Consider the following 17,583-nt stretch of genomic DNA (forward strand, 5'->3'; position numbering starts at 1 on the left):
GGCGAGGCGTCAAAGCGCCAGGTCACCGGCTTTGATCCGCGTGAGCAGCCCGCCGAACGCCTCGACCGAGAGCAGCAGGTGCCCGGCCTCCGGGCTCTTGCTGTCACGGACGCCGATGACACCGGAGATCTGGCCGACCTCGACGCACTCGCCACCGGACGTGTTGCTTCGGCTGCTCTTGCGCCACACCACGCCGTTCATCGCATGGCCTCCACGGCTCGTCTGATCAGGTCACGGGACAGGTTCACGGGAAGCGCCTCTTGTCCAATGCGCTCGTACCTTAATAGGAAGGATCGCATCTCTGGGGCGGAGGGTACCAATCGCCCGCCACCGGGAGCTTCTACATATCCAACGTCACCCGTGTCCACGCTCAGGACCATGAACGCCCCATCCAAACCCGGGTGCGCGCCCGCGGCCTTCGGGACGACGCGAATGACGATGTTCGGTGACTCCGAGGCCTCTAGCAGTCGCTTGAGCTGAGCGCGCATCACTTCCGGCCCACCCACGGGAATTTCCAGGAGCCCTTCGAAGAGCAGGACGAACAGCTGAGGCGGATCGTCGTCGGCATCGCCGCCGCTCTCATCCGCCACGCCGACTCACCAGATCAGACGACGTCTAAATAAGGACGGCGGATCATGGACATAAAAGAATGTCGGCTATGCCGTCGCCGCCCGCCTTGGCCCCTGGCATCGTCGTCAAAGGGGGCGAATCGTACCACCGATCTGGTCCACCTCTGGCAGCATCTCGCCTCGTCTGGTCCCGATGGTGACCGCACAGGCGACGTCGCCGGGCATCAGGATCCGAAACTGCACGGCATCGATCGATCCCTTGGAGCTCTCGAGCGTATAGCTCGCCTTGACCGCCGGTCGTCCCCCAATGACGACGTCGTCCGCCTGGACATTCTGCCCGCCGATACGGGCCAGCTGTATTTTGGTGATATTTCCGAACGCTTCAGCGGGTGCGCCGTCATTGGGCACACAAAGGCCGCTGATATTTTTAGTGAACCCGCTCTCGATACTGTGCGTATCGATGATGAACAGCATCTTTTTGCCTTTTAGTTCGGCCGCACCCTTCTCCACGATGGCGACCTCGGAGGGGGTTCCCTGGAACTTTTGTTTGAGCTGTTCAGCCACGTTTGCGCTGTTGACATCGATGTCCGTCCAGCCTCTCGGTACTCCGATGGACAGGCCGATGGTCCGGTTGTCGATCCTGTGCCATCCGGTGGGCAGTGTCGACGAGAGCCGCGATACCGCAGGTGAGGCGCTTACCGATTCCGAGGAAGAGGCACCCTGGGGGTTCGCCGAACAGCTGACGGTCAGAGTCGTTACCACTACCAGAAGGCCGGCTACCGCAGGTCGACGCCTCAGGACCAACACCCCACTCTTTAGTTACAAGCCGCACGATGACGGCGCTCACGCCCTGTGCGGACCGGCGCCTGCCGGAGATGCATCCTACTCCCGCTCGACTCCACCACCCAGCGATGACGGTGGCCCAGCCGTTGCGAGCGGATCGGCGGGATGCCTTGCACCAGTGACTGCAGCGCAAGCTTGTCGTGGGTGTTGGCAGCCGAGATCCCGATAGACAGTGGCAGACCGGCCCGGCCGGTGAGCAAGTGGATCTTCGACCCGTTCTTGCCGCGGTCGACAGGATTCGGTCCCGTCAGCTCCCCCCCTGTGGCGGCGCGGACGCTAACCGAATCTATGGCGCACCGCGACCAGTCCAGCTCGCCGGCCGCCCCCCGCTCGTCCAGCATCACCCTGTGCAGGAGACGACGTCTTATTCACCTCCGCACCGCCAAGCGGTCACCACACCCGAGCCCCCGGTCGGCCGAGGCCGGCAGGTGGACCCACCTCCCGCCGTGATCATGCAGTTGTTCGCCGGGCCGCACCGCCAAGCGGTCACCGCTCCCGAAGCCCCGCCATGCGTCCGCTCGCCGCGGCATGGGCGGTCGCCCCAACTGCCATTGACCGTGCCGGGGTGATCGCTTACGTTCCTCGTACCGACCGGTCGGTACGCGCCGGCGGACACAGGAGGGGAGCCCCATGCGCCCACGTTCCGTCCTGCACCGCCTCGGCCTCGTCTCGGCCGCGACCGCACTCGCCGTCGCGCTCGGTTCGGCCGCGCCCGCCGGCGCCGAGTCCTCGCCGGGGGACGGCCCGCTGCCCGGTTACACGATCGACAATCCGCCGCTCACCCCGGCCATCGTGCGCGGCGAGCCGACCCGGGTGATGCAGGGCGTGCACCGACACGCGGCCTACGATATCGAGGTGCCGCCGAAATGGAACGGCGAGCTGGTGATGTGGGCGCACGGATACCGTGGCACCGGCACAGTTCTCACGGTGGACACACCCGGGTACGGGCTGCGCCAGAAGCTGCTCGACCAGGGGTACGCGTGGGCGGCGTCGTCGTACTACGCCAACGGCTACGACGTGCGCGCCGGCGTGCTCGGTACCCGGGACCTGGCGCTGCTGTTCCGCGACCGCGTCCGTAAGCCGCGCCGCACGTTCATCGCCGGCGTCTCGATGGGCGGGCACGTCATCGGCCGCTCGCTGGAGGAGTATCCGGGCTTCTACGCCGGGGGCCTGCCGATGTGCGGAGTGCTCGGCGACCACGCGCTGTTCGACTTCCTGCTCGACTACAACCTCGTGGCCCAGGACCTTGCGGACGTCGACGCCCACCCGCCGGCCGCCGACTACCTGACGAACGCGGTGCCGAGGATCCAGCGGGCGCTCGGTCTCGACGGGCTGCGGCCCGGCGGCCCGGACACCACCAACGACCGGGGCAAGCAGCTGCGCGCCATCACGATCAACCGCAGCGGCGGGGAGCGGCCCGGAGCGGTCGCGGCCTTCTCGGTGTGGAAGGACTTCCTGTTCTCCCTCGGTACCCCGCCCACCGGCGACTCGCTGCCGGAGGATCCGGGCAAGGTGGCGACCAACCTGCTCACCCGCTATTCGCCCGACTCGCCGGTGCGGGTCAACCGTACGGTGGAGCGGGTGGCGCCCGAGTCCCTTCGGGACCGGCTCTCCCCTGGCCTGTCCGAGGTGCCGCAGATCTTCGGCGTGCCGAGTGCCCCGGTGCTGAGCCTGCACGGCCTCGGCGACCTGTTCGTGCCGTTCTCGATGGAGCAGGCTTACCGGTCCGACGCGGCCCGGCACGGCCGGAGCGGGCTGGTCGTCCAGCGGGCGATCCGGACCGCCGATCACTGCGAGTTCTCCGCCGCCGAGGCCGGCGCCGCCTGGGACGATCTGCGGTCCTGGGTCCAGCGGGGCGCCCGGCCGGCCGGCGACGACGTGCGCAGTCCCTCGGCGGCCGACTACGGCTGCCGGTTCAGCGACCGTGCGGCCTACTCCGCCGGAACGGGCACCCGCCGCCTGTACAGCGCCTGCCCCTGACGGTTCCGGCGGCGGGGCGGCCGGGCGCCGCCCGGGCCCTGGTCAGCCCGGCAGCCGCGACAGGCCCAGGCCCGGACGGCCGTCCACCACGGGCGCCCGGGACGGCCCGGTGGGGACGCCGCCGCGGTCGAGGAGCCGCGCCAGGGGAAGGGTGGCCGCGCCGACCGCGACCGCCTCCGGGCCCAGGTGGCACAGCTCGATGGAGGTCTGCGCGAACGGCCGGCGCAGCGCGTACTCCGCCGCCGCGGCCCGGACCCGCCCAAGGATGCGGCCGCCGAGCATCAGGCCCGCCCAGCCGCCGATGATGATCTTCTCGGGGTTGAAGAGGTTGATCAGGTCGGCGATCCCCGCGCCCAGATACGTCGCGGTCTCCTCGAGCACGTCGCGAGCGGCCGGCGCGGGGTCGGCGAGCACGCGGGCGAGCGCCGACTCCTCGTCGGCGTCCTCGGCCCGAGCCCCGCCGGCGGCGTGATACCGCCTGAGGACCGCACCGGCGCCCACGTACGCCTCGAGGCAGCCACGGGCACCGCAGCGGCACCTCGCGCCGCCGACCTGGGCCGTGGTGTGGCCCCACTCGCCGGCGCTGCCGGTCGCACCCCGGTAGGGCGTACCGTCCGTGACCACGCACGCTCCGACGCCGGAGCCGATCAGCGCCACGACGGCGCTGCGGCAGCCGCGCCCGGCACCGAACCACATCTCCGCCTGGCCGAGCGCGGTGGCGCCGTTCTCGACGAAGAGCGGCAGGTCGGTGCACTCGGCCAGCATCTGCTCCAGCGGCACCGCGTCCCAGCCGATGGTCTGGCTGTGGACGACGGCCTCGGGAGTGCGCTCCACGACGCCGGGCACGCCCACGCCGATGCCGATGATGCCGGGACCGTCCCCCGCCTCGGCGATGACCGTGCGCAGGCCGGCCCGGATGTGCCCGACGACGGCCTGGACGTCGTGCCCGCCGTCGCCCAGCGGCAGGTCGGCCTTGGCCAGCCGGCTCAGGTGCAGGTCGAACAGCTCGACGATGACGCGGGTCTCCCCCACGTCCACGCCCACGAGCCGGCCGTAGTCGCGGGCGGACCTGAGGAGCACCCGGGGCCGGCCGCCGTCGGACTCGACCGTGCCCGCCTCGACGACGAGACCGCCCTCGATGAGCTCGGCGACGACATTGCTGACCGACGCCGCGCTCAGGCCGGTGCGCCGGCTCAGCTCCTGCCGGCTCAGCGGGCCGTCGAAATAGAGGCTGCGCAGAAGCACCGACCGGTTGCCCCGTCGCAGGTCACGCACGGTGCGTTTGGTGCCCTCAGGCATTTGCGGCCCCTTCCCGCCGGCACTCTGGCCGCACGGTCCCCGATAGAGATGGCAGGTCTTGACGGCCCATCATCCCACTGCTTAGATCACGCCATGAATTAAGGCGTGATTCTACTTCCTCTGACCGCGGAGGGCAGAGCACATGCACACCCACCCCCTCTCCAGACTCCGCCGGACCTGGGCGGCGACGGCCGCCCTCATCGCCCTCGCGACCGCGTCGGCTGCCTGCGGCGGCGGTACGCCCACGGGCGGCGCGAACGACGCGCCGAAGACGCTCACCTACTGGGCGAGCAACCAGGGCGCGACCCTCGAGTTCGACAAGGAGGTGCTGACCCCGGAGCTGGCCAAGTTCGAGCAGCAGACCGGCATCAAGGTGAAGCTCGAGGTCGTCCCCTGGACCGACCTGCTCAACCGCATCCTCGCGGCCACCACGTCGGGCCAGGGACCGGACGTGCTGAACATCGGCAACACCTGGTCGGCGTCGTTGCAGGCCACCGGCGGGCTGGTGCAGTTCGACACCAAGACGATGGACGCGGTCGGCGGCAAGGCCCGGTTCCTGCCGTCCGCGCTCGCCTCCGCCGGCGCTCCCGGCAAGGACCCCACGGCCGTCCCGCTCTACTCCCTGGCGTACGGGCTGTACTACAACAAGAAGCACTTCGCCGACGCCGGAATCGACAAGCCGCCGGCCACCTGGGAAGAGCTGATCGAGGACGGCAAGAAGCTCACCAAGGGCGACCGGCACGGTCTCGCGATCGAGGGCGCGAGCATCCCGGAGAACTCCCACCACGCGTTCGTCTTCGGCCAGCAGTACGGCGCCGACTTCTTCGACGCCGCGGGCAAGCCGCAGTTCGACACGCCGCAAGCGGTGACCGCGGTCAAGGCGTACGTCGACCTGATGGCCCGCGACAAGATCGCCGCACCCGGCAACGCCGAGTACTCGGCGAACCAGTCGCTGAAGGACTTCGCCACCGGCAAGGCGTCGATGCTGATGTGGCAGTCGGCCGCGACCTCGCTGGCCAATCTCGGCATGAAGCCCGACGAGTGGGGCGTCGTGCCCGTTCCGCTGCCGGCCCAGCCTCCGCCCGGCGGCAAGAAGGTCACCTCCCTGGTCGCCGGCATCAACATCGCGATCTTCAAGTCCACCCGCAACCGTGACGGCGCGCTGAAGTTCGTGAAGTTCATGACCAGCGACGAGGAGCAGAAGACCCTCAACAAGACCTACAAGTCGCTGCCGCCGGTGCTCCCGGCGCAGCAGGACCCGGCCTTCTCCACGCCCGACCAGCAGACCTTCAAGCAGATCCTCGCGAGCAGCGCCGCTCCGCTGCCGATGGTGCCGCAGGAGAGCCAGTTCGAAACGCTGGTCGGCGGGGCCCTGAAGGACCTGTTCGCGGACGCGGCCGCCGGGCGGCCCATCACCGAGGAGCGGGTGAAGTCGAAGCTGACCGCGGCGCAGCAGCGGATGGGCCAGGGCGGGTGACCCAGCGGACGGCCGGCACCGGCGTGCGGCGACCGGACGTCGCGATGGCCGGGGGGCGGGGCGGGGCGCCGAAGGGCGCCCGCCCCGGCCGCCCGCGGCGCCGGGTGTCCGGCCGGCTGCGCCGCGGCGTGCTCCCCTACCTGCTGTTGCTGCCGGCGCTGTGCTTCGAGCTGCTCGTACATCTGGCGCCGATGATCGTCGGCGCCGTGATGAGCCTGCGCGAGCTGACCCTGTTCTTCATCCGCGACTGGTCCGGCGCACCGTGGGTAGGCCTGCGCAACTACCAGGTGGCGGTCGACTTCGACGCTCCCCTGGGCCGGGCGCTGCTGCAGTCGTTCCTGGTCACCGTGGCGTTCACGGTGCTCGCCGTGGGCCTGTCCTGGCTGCTCGGGACGGTGGCGGCCATCTTCATGCAGGACCGGTTCCGGGGCCGGGGCACGCTGCGCGCGATCTTCCTGGTGCCGTACGCCCTGCCCGTCTACGCCGCCGTGATGACCTGGGCGTTCATGTTCCAGCGGGACACCGGGATGGTGAACGATCTGCTGGTCGACCAGTTGCACCTGCTCGACGAGCGGCCGTTCTGGCTCATCGGCGGCAACAGCTTCTGGGCGCTGCTGACCGTGGTGGTGTGGCGCTCGTGGCCGTTCGCCTTCCTGATCCTGATGGCGGGTCTGCAGGCGGTGCCGCGCGAACTGTACGAGGCGGCCGCGATCGACGGCGCGGGCGTCTGGCGGCAGGTCCGCCGGATCACCCTGCCGTCGCTGCGCCCGATCAACCAGGTTCTCGTGCTGGTGCTGTTCCTGTGGACCTTCAACGACTTCACCACGCCGTTCGTCCTGTTCGGCAAGTCGGCGCCGGCGAGCGCCGACCTGATCTCCATTCACATCTACCAGTCGTCGTTCGTCACGTGGGACTTCGGCGCGGGCTCCGCGATGTCGGTGCTGCTCCTGCTGTTCCTGCTGGTCGTGACCGCCGGCTACCTGGTGGTCACCTCGAGGAGGAGGACGGCCGATGCGTAGGCGTTCCCCGATGGCGCCGCCGGCCTGGTTCGTCTGGCTGCGGAGGGTCACGCTGACGGTGCTGACGGTCTTCACCGTCACCCCGGTCTACGTCATGCTCAGCTCCTCGCTGAAGCCGCTGCGCGACGTACAGGGATCGTTCCAATGGATCCCGTCGGTGTTCACGCTGCGGCCGTACGTCGACATCTGGCACACGGTGCCGCTGGCGCGCTACTTCGTCAACAGCCTCATCGTGGCCACCAGCGCCACGGTGCTGTCGGTGGTGATCGCGATCTTCGCGGCCTACGCCCTCAGCAGGTACCGCTTCCCCGGCCGGCGGGTGTTCTCGGTGACCGTGCTGTCGACGCAGATGTTCCCCGGGATCCTGTTCCTGCTGCCGCTTTTCCTGATCTTCGTCAACATCGGCAACGCCACGGGCATCGCGCTGTACGGCAGCCGCGGCGCGCTCATCCTGACCTATCTGACCTTCTCCCTGCCCTTCTCGATCTGGATGCTCGTCGGCTACCTCGACTCGATCCCGCGGGAGCTCGACGAGGCGGCCCGGGTCGACGGATGCGGGCCGATCGGGGCACTGCTGCGGGTCATCGTCCCCGCCGCCGTGCCGGGGATCGTGGCGGTCACCGTCTACGCCTTCATGACCGCCTGGGGCGAGACCCTCTTCGCCTCCGTGATGACCAACGACTCCACCCGTACCCTCGCCGTCGGGCTGCAGGGCTACTCCACGCAGAACGAGGTCTTCTGGAACCAGGTGATGGCGGCGTCGCTGGTCGTCAGCGTCCCGGTCGTCGCGGGCTTCCTTCTGCTCCAGCGCTATCTCGTGACCGGCCTCACCGCCGGCGCCGTCAAGTGATCCGGCCGCGCGATCCCCGGCCGCATGACCGAAACTGTGAGGACACCTGTGCCCATGCATGAACCAACGGCTTTCGGCACGGCTTTCGGCACGGCCTTCGGCCCGGACTTCGTCTGGGGAGCGGCGACCTCCGCGTACCAGATCGAGGGCGCCGTGTCGGAGGACGGGCGCTCACCGTCGATCTGGGACACCTTCAGCCGCGTCCCGGGCGCGGTGGACGGCGGCGACACCGGCGACATCGCCTGCGACCATTACCACCGCTGGCCCGAGGACATCGGCGTGATGCGTGAGCTCGGCCTGGGCGCCTACCGCTTCTCCATCGCATGGCCGAGGGTGCTGCCGCAGGGCGGCGGCCCCGTCAACCCGGCCGGCCTCGCCTTCTACGACCGGCTGGTCGACGGGCTGCTCGAGGCGGGCATCACCCCGTACCCGACCCTGTACCACTGGGACCTCCCCCAGGTGCTCCAGGACCGCGGCGGCTGGCCCGAGCGCGACACCGCCGAGCGCTTCGCGGAGTACGCGGCGGTCGTCTCGGCCGCCCTCGGCGACCGGATCACCCAGTGGACCACCCTCAACGAGCCGCTCTGCTCGGCGTGGATCGGCCATCTCGACGGCGACATGGCACCCGGCTGGAAGGACCTGACCGCCGCGGTGCGCGCCTCGTGCCACCTGCACCTCGCCCACGGCCTCGGCGTGCAGGCGATCCGCGCCAACGTGCCCGGAGCCGAGGTCGGCCTCGTCAACATCCACTCACCGTGCGACCCGGCCTCGGACCGCGACGAGGACGTCGCCGCCGCCCGCCGCGCCGACGGTCACCTCAACCGCTGGTGGCTCGACCCGATCCACGGCCGCGGCTACCCGCAGGACATGATCGAGCTGTACGGCGTGGACCTGCCGCTTCGCGACGGCGACCTGCGGACCATCGCCGAGCCGCTGGACTGGCTCGGCGTGAACTACTACTTCCGCCAGGTCCTCACGGCCGACCCGGAGGGTCCGGCGCCGTACGCCCGCCAGATCGACCCGCCCGGCGCGTCGCACACCGCGATGGGCTGGGAGGTGAGCCCGGACGGCCTGGAACGGATGCTGGTCCGCGTGGCCGAGGACTACGCGCCGCAGCGCATCCTCGTCACCGAGAACGGCGCGGCGTACGCCGACACCGTCACGCCCGAGGGCGCGGTCCACGACGCCGAGCGCACCGCCTACCTGGAGACCCACCTGGAGGCGTGCGCCCGCGCCGCGCGCCGGGGCGTCCCGCTGGACGGTTACTTCGCCTGGTCGCTGCTCGACAACTTCGAGTGGGCCTACGGCTACGACAAGCGCTTCGGCCTGGTGCACGTCGACTACACCACGCAGGCCCGCACCATGAAGGACAGCGGGCGCCGCTACGCCGAGATCATCCGGGCGCACCGCCAGGCGGTCGCCGATCGGGGGACGGTGCCCTCCGTACCCTCATGACCGGTGCTCCTTCGTGACGCCGTGCCTTCGTGACGCCGTGCCTTCGTGACGCCGTGCCTTCGTGACGCCGTGCCTTCATGCCTGATGACGTCCATCTCCGGAAACGCCATACGATCTCGCCCATGACCGACACACCAATCCGCTGGGGCATCCTCGGTACGGGCGGGATCGCCCGGGTCTTCACCGAGGACCTGCTCCTGCTGCCCGACCACGAGGTCGTCGCCGTGGGATCCCGTGCCGCGCACACCGCCGAGGCGTTCGCCGAACGTCACGGCATACCGCGCGCGCACGGGTCGTACGAGGACCTCGCCGCCGACGACCAGGTCGACGTCGTCTACGTCGCGACGCCGCACTCCGGCCACTACCCGGCCGCGCTGACCTGCCTGGAGGCCGGCCGGGCCGTACTGGTGGAGAAGCCGTTCACCACCGGAGCGGCGGACGCCGAGCGGCTCATCGCGGTGGCCGGCGAGCGCGGGCTGTTCGCCATGGAGGCGATGTGGACCCGGTTCAATCCGCTCATCACCCGGTTGCGGACGCTGGTCGCCGAAGGCGCCATCGGTGAGATCACCTCCATTTACGCCGACTTCTCGTTCGCCTCGGTCTTCGACCCGGCGCACCGGCTGTGGGCGCCGGAACTGGCCGGCGGCGCGCTGCTCGACCTCGGGATCTATCCGGTGTCGTTCGCGTGGATGCTGCTCGGCCCGCCGGACACGGTGCAGGCGACCGCGGCCACCGCGCCGACCGGTGTGGACTCCAACACGGGCGTGCTGCTCGGATATGCCTCCGGGGCGGTCGCCCTCCTGCACTGCGGGCTCATGTCCGACACACCGCGCACCGCCACGGTGACCGGCACCAGGGGCCGGATCGAGGTAGGCGCGCCGTTCTTCCGGCCCACGTCCATGACACTTCACCGCAGGGACGCCGAGCCCGAGACCTTCACGGCCGAGCTCGACGGCCACGGCTATACCTACCAGGCCGCCGAGGTGGCCCGCTGCCTGCGCGCCGGGGAGCTGGAGTCGCCGGCCATGCCGCTCACCGAGACGCTCGCCATCATCGGCACCCTGGACACGATCGCCGCCCGGCTGGACCGCTCCGAGGCGGCGCGGGTGCCCGGCGTCGACGTGGCCGGGTCGGCGAGCTGAATCGGTTAAGCGGCAATCCTTGTGATCGCTTGAAACATCACGGTCGCGGGACCCGGCGGCCTCGTGATTCGGCGCCGGTCACGCTCCGCCGGGGCGGATCGGCGCCGTGCTCGCCCGCGGCACCAGCACGGGGGTCGCGTTGCACGCACCGGCCACCTCTTCGCCCGCCACGAGGTCGAGCAGCCGGCGGGCCACGTGGGCGCCGTAGGCCGGGACGTCCAGGCTGACCGCGGTCAGCGGCGGGTGCACCAGGCGGCAGAGGACGGAGTCGTCCCAGGCCACGATCGACAGCCGGCCGGGTACCGGGACGCCCATCTCGGCGGCGACCGACAGCCCGGCGACGGCCATGATGTCGTTGTCGTACACGATCGCGCTGGGCGGCTCGGCCGAGGCGAGCAGCGAGCGGGTGGCCTGCGCGCCCTCTTCCCCGGTGTAGTCGGTGCCGACGACGACGGGCGTCACGCCGAGCTCACCGGCCACCGCCTCGAACGCCGTGGTGCGCACGAGCGTGTGACGCAACCCGGACAGCCCGGCGACCCGGGCGATGCGGTGGTGACCGAGCGCGGCGAGGTACTCGACGACCGAGCGCACCGCCGCCGCCTCGTCGTTCCACACCCCCGGCAACCCGCTCAGCCCGTCCGGGCCGCCGATGACGACGGCGGGCATGCCGAGATCGCGCAGAAGTTCGGCCCGCGCGTCGTCGACGTGCAGGTCGACCAGGAAGACCCCGTCGACCCGGCGTCCGGCCCACCAGCGCCGGTAGGTGGCGAGCTGCGCCGAGCGGTCCTCGGTGACCTGCAGCAGCAGCGCCACCTCGCGGGCGGCGAGCTCGCCCTCGATGCCGGAGATGAGCTGCATGAAGAAGGGCTCGATCCCGAGGGTCCGAGCCGGCCGGTCGACCACCAGGCCGAGCGCGCCGGCCCGGCCGTCGGCCAGCGCACGGGCGGCGCTGCTCGGCTGCCACCCGACTTCGGCGGCGATCGCGAGGATCCGGCCGCGGGTGGTCTCGGACACTCCGGGCCGGCCGTTGAGCGCGAACGACACGGCGCTCTTGGTCACGCCGGCCCGAAGGGCGATGTCCGCGATGGTGGGCCGCTTCACCGCTACCTCCTGGCCGCGCTCAACCGGTTTTGCGGCGCTCCACAGGCTATCCCTCGGCGAATTCCCGGCGGGGACGCGGACCTCCGGCCGCCGGCGCACGGCCGGCGCGTGATTGATCAGGACCATACGGCCGCGCTCAGATGCGCGCCACCGGCCTCACCACTCGACCAGCAGCAGGATCGCGGTGTCAGGGCCCTACGCGGTAGACCCTGACCATGCCGTCACGAGTCGCGTACACCTCTCGCCAGCCCGTCCCCGGCCGAGGAGGATCACCCCAGGTCAGGCGGGCGTACTTGCGGCAGGAGCCGCACACCCGGCCATGGTCTACGTCGTAGAACAGGACGAGGTCCCCGGGCGCCGGAGCGGCCGCCCCGGGAGCGGCACGGGCGACCTGCGCGCGCCAGGCGAGACCGCCGAACGGCCCCTCCCGGTAGACGGCCAGGGTCTTGCCCGTGTGGGTGTCCGTCCACACCCTCGGCACGCCGTCCCCGTGCCGCGCCATCCAGGACCGGAACGCCTCCAGCTGGGTGTCACCACCTGCCCGCGTGCCCGGCCCCGCCCACCAGCCGCGCATCGCGGTGCCCGCCGCGGGCACCGCGACGGCGAGCAGGAGGACCACGGGCAGGGCCAACGCGACGCTTCGCACGCGGGGCCGGTCCCGCGCCCGGTGCAGGACGGCGAGGGCGGCCAGCCAGACCAGCCCGAGGCCGCCGAGAACGAACGCCGGGAAGACCGGGAACCAGTACCGGATGAGCTGCAGCCTCAGCTTGGGGGCGGCCGGATCGGCGATCCCGCCGAGCAGGGTCAGCGGAATCCACAGCAGCGCGAACCACGCGACGGGGACGGCGAACCTGCGCGGTCGCAGCAGGCCGCCGAGCACCGTCAGCCCGAGCAGCAGCACCAGCCAGCCGCCCTCCGGATAGTCGTTGAGGGTCGTGGGCAGCCGGAGCAGGTAGACGTGCCGCGGCTTGTCCTGGAAGGTGTCGGCGATCTGGGGCGTCGTGGGACCCGACCCGTGTCCGGTGACGGAGCGCAGCCGGGTCAGCGGATCTCCGTACATCGCCCAGCACAGGAGCGTCTCGGCGAGCACGAGCGCGATGACCGGCGCGGCCGCCCACAGCAGCCCCCGCCATCGCACCCGGCGGAAGACGAGCACCGCCACCAGCGGCCAGAGGAAGACGATGAACTCGCGTACGAGGTAGGACCAGCCGAGCAGGACGCCGAGGAGCAGCAGCATCCACGGCGTCGCCGGCAGCAGGTTTCGCCGGATCGCCACGGCCACGGCCAGCGCGATGGTGAACAGTCCGGCGGCGAGCACGTCCGGCAGCAGATCGGTGGAGTCGTAGGCGACCGGTGTCGACGCGAGCACCACGACGGCGGCGGCGGCGCCGACCGGTCGCGCGAACAACAGGCTGCCGAGCGCGTACGTGCCGAGCAGCAGCGAGAGCGCCGCCAGCAGAGGTACGACGTGGTACGCGGCCTGGGAGTATCCGAAGACCGCGATCGCCAGGCGCGTCGGCACGATCAGGCCGAATCGGGTGACCTGGTGTATCGCGGCGGCGTCGGGGAGCGGCTGCGGGAACCGCGCCGCGGCCGTCAGGTAGTTCAGCTGGTCGGAGGGGTAGGGCAGGCGCAGATGCGCCAGCATGACCACAAGGCACCCGAGCGCCAGCGCCGCCCCGATGCCCAAGTCTCTCCGTTGCACCAAGCGCCGTCGTGCGGGCCCGGCGGACGGCTCGCTTATGCCACCACCCCGTCCGCCCGCAGCGCGGCGATCTCGCCGGTGTCCAGGCCGATCCCGGCGAGCACGTCATCGGTGTCGGCGCCGAGGGCCGGGGCGAGCGCGGCGCCGCGGCCGGCACCGGAGGCCGCGCCGGAGGCCGCCACGGAATCGATGGGCGAGCCGGGGACCGGAAGGCGTCCGATGCCGGGCTGGTCGAGCTCGGCCATCAGCGGGTTGCCGGCCGCCGCTCGGGCGGCCTCGGTGAAGGTCCGGTACGGCGACCAGAGCACCGAGCTGCCGGCGAGCGCCTTCGCCACCTCGTCGAGACCACGCGCGGCGAACCAGGGTTCGATGAGGGCGGCGATGGCCTCGCGGTGGCGATAGCGGTCGGCGTCGGCGGCGAAGTCCGCGCCGAGCAGCCGTTCCAGTTCGGCGAACACCTCGGTCAGCCCGGTCACCGCGCCCAGGTCCGCGAAGTGCCGCGCGGTCAGCGTCACGAGCATCACCCGCCCGCCGTCAGAAGTGGCGAAGTCGCGGGCGAATCCGCCATAGAGGTGGTTGCCGATCCTCGGCCGGTCGGCGCCGCCCACGACCGCCTCACCGAGATGGCCCAGATTGCCGGCCATCGCCAGCGCCACGTCGGCGAGCGGCACCCGCATCGCCCGCCCCTCACCGGTGCGCGCCCGGTGCCGCTCGGCGGCGAGGATGCCGACGGCCGCGTAGAGCCCGCAGGCGATGTCCCAGGCTGGCACCACGTTGTTGACCGGGCCGGTGTGGGTCTGCGGCCCGGTGACGAGGGGGAAGCCCGTCTCGGCGTTGACGGTGTAGTCGACCGCGGGGCGGCCGTCGTGATGGCCCTCGATGCGCAGATGGATCAGGTCGGGACGCGCCCCCGCCAGTTCCTCGTGGGACGGCCGGCGGGCGTTGGTGAGGACGATCCCGGTATCGGCGGCGAGCGCTCCGACGATCTCGCGTCCCCGCGGGGAACGGAGGTCGACGGTGATGGACCGCTTGCCCTTGTTCAGCCCCGCCCAGTACAGGCTGGCGCCCGACGGGGCCAGCGGCCACCGCCGTACATCCGGGGCGCCCCCGATCGGGTCGACCCGGATCACCTCGGCGCCGAGCTGGGCGAGTGTCATGCCACCGAGCGGCGCGGCGACGAAGCTGGAGATCTCCAGGATCCGGAGGCCGCCGAGCATCAGGTGACCCGCTCGAACACCGCGGCCATGCCCTGACCACCTCCGATGCACATGGTCTCCAGACCGTAGCGGGCCTCGCGCCGGTCCATCTCGTGCAGAAGGGTGGCGAGGATCCGCGCGCCGGTCGCGCCGACCGGGTGGCCGAGCGAGATCCCGGAGCCGTTGACGTTGAGCCGGTCGAGATCGGTCAGCCCCCACTCGCGGGTGACGCCGAGGACCTGGGCGGCGAAGGCCTCGTTGAGCTCGATGAGGTCCATGTCGTCGAGGGTGAGCCCGGCGCGCCGCAGCGCGGCGGCGGTGGCGGGAACGGGACCGAGACCCATCAGCTCCGGCGCGACGCCCGCGACGGCCCATGACACGAGCCGGGCCCGTACTTCGAGCCCCAGCCGGTCGGCGTTCTCCGCGGTCGTCACCAGGCACACCGCCGCGCCGTCGTTCTGCCCGCTGGAGTTCCCGGCGGTGACGGTCGACTCCGCGTCCTGTGCAAGGCGCACGGGCCGCAGCTTGGCGAGCTTCTCCACGGACGTGTCGGCCCGGGGATGCTCGTCGGTGTCGACGACGACCGTCTCCTTCCGCCCGCGGACCTCCACGGGGACGAGTTCGGCGGCGAAGCGCCCTTCACGCTGGGCGGCGACGGCCCGCTGGTGCGACCGCACGGCGAAGGCGTCCTGCTCCTCACGGGGGATGCCGTGCTTGCGGCGTACGTTCTCGGCCGTCTCGAGCATCCCACCCGGCACCGGGTGGAGCTCGCCGCCGGCAGTCACGCGCGCCCGGTCCAGCCGGTCGGCCAGTTTGATCTCCACACCGGGGCGGTCCCACCGCAGGCCGGTGGCGTAGTACTCCACCTGGCTCATGCTCTCGACACCGCCCGCGATGACCGTGTCGCCGGCGCCGCTCTGAACCTGCAGCACAGCGTCGATCACCGCCTGCAGACCCGAACCGCAGCGCCGGTCGACCTGCCGGCCGGCCGTCTCGACCGGCAGCCCCGCGTCGAGCGCGGCCACCCGGCCGATGGCCGGAGCCTCGCCGTTGGGGTTGCAGTTGCCGAGGATCACGTCGTCGACGCGGTCGGCGCCGGTGCGCTTGAGCAACTCCGTGATGACGGTGGCTGCGAGTCGCTGCGGCGGCACGTCGCGAAGTGACCCGCCGAACCGGCCGACCGGCGTACGGACCGGAGAGCAGACAACGACCTCACGCATGACGAACCTCCAGGCGACCACCGATCCGGATGCCAGTCTGCCGCACGGCTCGGCACCGGTTATCCACAGATCGCCTGAAGGGACTGATGTCACAGAACCGGCCGCGATTACCGTCCGGAATCGGATGCACACAGCCCCCCGAGGGAGGAGACTCCTCATGGCAACGACCGAAGACCGCGTGACGACCCTGGAGGGACGCATGAACGTGCTGGAGACCTGGGCCGGGCCCGGCCAGATCGAAGCGCTCGCCGCCGGGTTAACCGAGGTACGCGCCAATGTTCGCACCGTCATCAGAACCCAGGAGCGCCACACCCGCCAGCTCGCCGATCTCACCTCGGACGTCTCCGGGCTGAAGACCGACGTCGCCGAGCTCAAGACGGACATGGCCCAGGTCAAGGCCGACGTCGCCGAGCTGAAGGCCGACATGGCCCAGGTCAAGGCCGACGTCGCCGAACTGAAGGCCGACATGGCCCAGGTCAAGGCCGACGTCGCCGAGCTGAAGGCCGACATGGCCCAGGTCAAGGCCGATGTCGCCGACCTGACCACCACACTGAAGATGATCGTCGACCACCTCGGGATCACCGGGGCCCCGGTCGGCCAGACCGGGTAACCCGGTAAGCGGCCGCCGCCCGACCGGGAGGGCGGCGGCCGTCCCCGGCCTCAGGACCTCGCCGGGTCCACCTTGAAGATCTTGGCGAGGTCGTCGAGCACCGCGTCCGCGCCCTGCAGCCCGACGGCGGTCATCCACGTGAGGTCGTCGACCTCGTGCCGTTCGCCGTCGAGCCTGTCCCAGAGCGGGTTGGCCTCGAACTTGGCCTTGACCTCCGCCGAGGTGTTCTTCTCGTCCCGGTACGTCGCGACGAAGATGTGATCGGCGTCGAGATCGGCGATGCGCTCCTCACTGAGGTCGACGGCGATCTCCTCCGACGTGGGCTGGTCCTTGGGTCTGGGGAAACCGACGTCCGACAGGATGATCCCGGAGTAGGAGTTCGCCGTGTAGAGGCGCACGGTGGGCTCGTCGGTGAACCGGGCCACCGACACGGCCGGCAGCTCGCCGTCCTTCTCCTTGATTCCAGCACCGATCTTCTGGGCGCGGTCCTCGTACTCCTGGAGCCTCTGCTCGGCGAGCCGCTCCTTGCCGAGCGTCTTCCCGACGAGCCGCAGGTTGTCCTTCCACAGCGCGCCGGTGGTCTCGCTGAACACGGTGGGCGCGATCTGGGTGAGCTTGCCGTACAACGCCTCGTGCCGGACCTTGGCCGACAGGATGAGGTCGGGCTTGAGCGCCGCGACCTTCTCGAGGCTGGGCTCGGCCAGTGTGCCGACCGAGGTGGCCTCCTTCCCGTGCACCTTCGCCGCCTCGCCCAGATAGTCCGGGAGCTTCTCGTCGACCGACCGGTAGGTGGTGTAGCCCACCACGTCACCGTCCAGCGACAGGACGGCATCGACGAAGCTCTGGTCCAGGGCGACGATCCGCTTGGGTTCCTTGAGGATCTTCGTGCTGCCCATCGCGTGGGCGACGGTCCGCAGCGGCTTGTCCTCGCCGGCCGCCGCGTCCGAGCCGGAGCCGGAGCCGGAGCCGGAGCCGGAGCCACAGCCCACCAGGCCCATGACGGCCAGCGCGGCGACCGCGAACCCGGCGGCCGCCCGCCGCACTGAAGACGACGTCATCTAGCATTCCTCCGCAGTTAGGTAAAACTAACTTCAATTAGGTTAGGTATACCTAAGCA

16 protein-coding genes and 1 pseudogene are annotated in these 17,583 nt (G+C 70.8%); 7 read left to right on the top strand and 10 right to left on the bottom strand.

Features of this window, described 5'->3' with window-relative positions:
* Window positions 1-9: 9 nt before the first annotated feature.
* The 4 genes and pseudogenes from HKK74_RS22005 to HKK74_RS22020 all read right to left on the bottom strand — a co-directional run.
* Window positions 10-201: a DUF397 domain-containing protein gene (locus tag HKK74_RS22005; RefSeq protein WP_187245164.1), complete on the bottom strand. Its 192-nt coding sequence runs from the start codon at window positions 199-201 to the stop codon at window positions 10-12.
* A complete protein-coding gene (locus HKK74_RS22010; RefSeq protein WP_187245165.1) occupies window positions 198-590 on the bottom strand; it encodes a DUF5753 domain-containing protein in 393 nt (130 codons plus the stop codon). Before HKK74_RS22010 ends, HKK74_RS22005 begins: the two co-directional genes overlap by 4 nt.
* A gap of 105 nt (window positions 591-695) precedes the next feature.
* Window positions 696-1,133 (bottom strand): hypothetical protein, encoded by a 438-nt coding sequence (locus HKK74_RS22015; RefSeq protein WP_187245166.1) that lies wholly within the window; start codon window positions 1,131-1,133, stop codon window positions 696-698.
* A gap of 344 nt (window positions 1,134-1,477) precedes the next feature.
* Window positions 1,478-1,765, bottom strand: a pseudogene (locus HKK74_RS22020) (transposase); the annotation flags it as partial.
* A gap of 277 nt (window positions 1,766-2,042) precedes the next feature.
* On the opposite strand from HKK74_RS22020, the gene HKK74_RS22025 reads away from it, so the two are divergent.
* A complete protein-coding gene (locus tag HKK74_RS22025; protein ID WP_187245167.1) occupies window positions 2,043-3,392 on the top strand; it encodes an alpha/beta hydrolase family protein in 1,350 nt (449 codons plus the stop codon).
* Window positions 3,393-3,434: 42 nt separating this feature from the next.
* On the opposite strand, the gene HKK74_RS22030 is transcribed toward HKK74_RS22025, so the two are convergent.
* A complete protein-coding gene (locus HKK74_RS22030) occupies window positions 3,435-4,691 on the bottom strand; it encodes an ROK family transcriptional regulator (protein ID WP_187245168.1) in 1,257 nt (418 codons plus the stop codon).
* Window positions 4,692-4,833: 142 nt separating this feature from the next.
* Here HKK74_RS22030 and HKK74_RS22035 point away from each other — a divergent pair, with 142 nt between their 5' ends.
* From HKK74_RS22035 to HKK74_RS22055, 5 genes are all read left to right on the top strand, one after another.
* Window positions 4,834-6,168 (top strand): ABC transporter substrate-binding protein, encoded by a 1,335-nt coding sequence (locus HKK74_RS22035; RefSeq protein ID WP_187245169.1) that lies wholly within the window; start codon window positions 4,834-4,836, stop codon window positions 6,166-6,168.
* Window positions 6,165-7,187, top strand: a complete 1,023-nt coding sequence (locus HKK74_RS22040) for a carbohydrate ABC transporter permease (protein WP_312881668.1) — start codon at window positions 6,165-6,167, stop codon at window positions 7,185-7,187. Before HKK74_RS22035 ends, HKK74_RS22040 begins: the two co-directional genes overlap by 4 nt.
* On the top strand, window positions 7,180-8,037 hold the full coding sequence (locus HKK74_RS22045) for a carbohydrate ABC transporter permease (protein ID WP_187245170.1): 858 nt from the start codon (window positions 7,180-7,182) through the stop codon (window positions 8,035-8,037). Before HKK74_RS22040 ends, HKK74_RS22045 begins: the two co-directional genes overlap by 8 nt.
* Window positions 8,038-8,091: 54 nt before the next feature.
* Complete coding sequence (locus HKK74_RS22050; protein ID WP_187245171.1) at window positions 8,092-9,492, top strand: GH1 family beta-glucosidase; 1,401 nt, start codon at window positions 8,092-8,094, stop codon at window positions 9,490-9,492.
* Between the two features lie 122 nt (window positions 9,493-9,614).
* Window positions 9,615-10,634, top strand: coding sequence for a Gfo/Idh/MocA family protein (locus HKK74_RS22055; RefSeq protein WP_187245172.1), 1,020 nt, complete (start codon window positions 9,615-9,617; stop codon window positions 10,632-10,634).
* A 78-nt stretch (window positions 10,635-10,712) separates the two neighbouring features.
* On the opposite strand, the gene HKK74_RS22060 is transcribed toward HKK74_RS22055, so the two are convergent.
* The 4 genes from HKK74_RS22060 to HKK74_RS22075 all read right to left on the bottom strand — a co-directional run bounded on the left by HKK74_RS22060 (window position 10,713) and on the right by HKK74_RS22075 (window position 15,856).
* Window positions 10,713-11,735, bottom strand: coding sequence for a LacI family DNA-binding transcriptional regulator (locus HKK74_RS22060; protein ID WP_312881669.1), 1,023 nt, complete (start codon window positions 11,733-11,735; stop codon window positions 10,713-10,715).
* Between the two features lie 187 nt (window positions 11,736-11,922).
* A complete protein-coding gene (locus HKK74_RS22065) occupies window positions 11,923-13,425 on the bottom strand; it encodes a hypothetical protein (RefSeq protein WP_187245174.1) in 1,503 nt (500 codons plus the stop codon).
* 50 nt (window positions 13,426-13,475) lie between these two features.
* On the bottom strand, window positions 13,476-14,657 hold the full coding sequence (locus HKK74_RS22070; RefSeq protein ID WP_187245175.1) for a CoA transferase: 1,182 nt from the start codon (window positions 14,655-14,657) through the stop codon (window positions 13,476-13,478).
* Window positions 14,657-15,856, bottom strand: a complete 1,200-nt coding sequence (locus HKK74_RS22075; protein WP_187245176.1) for an acetyl-CoA C-acetyltransferase — start codon at window positions 15,854-15,856, stop codon at window positions 14,657-14,659. Before HKK74_RS22075 ends, HKK74_RS22070 begins: the two co-directional genes overlap by 1 nt.
* 157 nt (window positions 15,857-16,013) lie before the next feature.
* Between HKK74_RS22075 and HKK74_RS22080 the strand changes: the two genes are divergently transcribed.
* Window positions 16,014-16,466, top strand: coding sequence for a coiled-coil domain-containing protein (locus HKK74_RS22080; RefSeq protein ID WP_187245177.1), 453 nt, complete (start codon window positions 16,014-16,016; stop codon window positions 16,464-16,466).
* A gap of 50 nt (window positions 16,467-16,516) precedes the next feature.
* Here the strand turns inward: HKK74_RS22080 and HKK74_RS22085 are convergent, their stop codons facing one another.
* Entirely contained in the window at window positions 16,517-17,524 is a 1,008-nt protein-coding gene (locus tag HKK74_RS22085) for an ABC transporter substrate-binding protein (RefSeq protein ID WP_187245178.1), read from the bottom strand.
* Window positions 17,525-17,583: the final 59 nt, after the last annotated feature.

The sequence above is a fragment of the Actinomadura alba genome (assembly GCF_014323705.1).
Classification (GTDB): domain Bacteria; phylum Actinomycetota; class Actinomycetes; order Streptosporangiales; family Streptosporangiaceae; genus Actinomadura_C; species Actinomadura_C alba.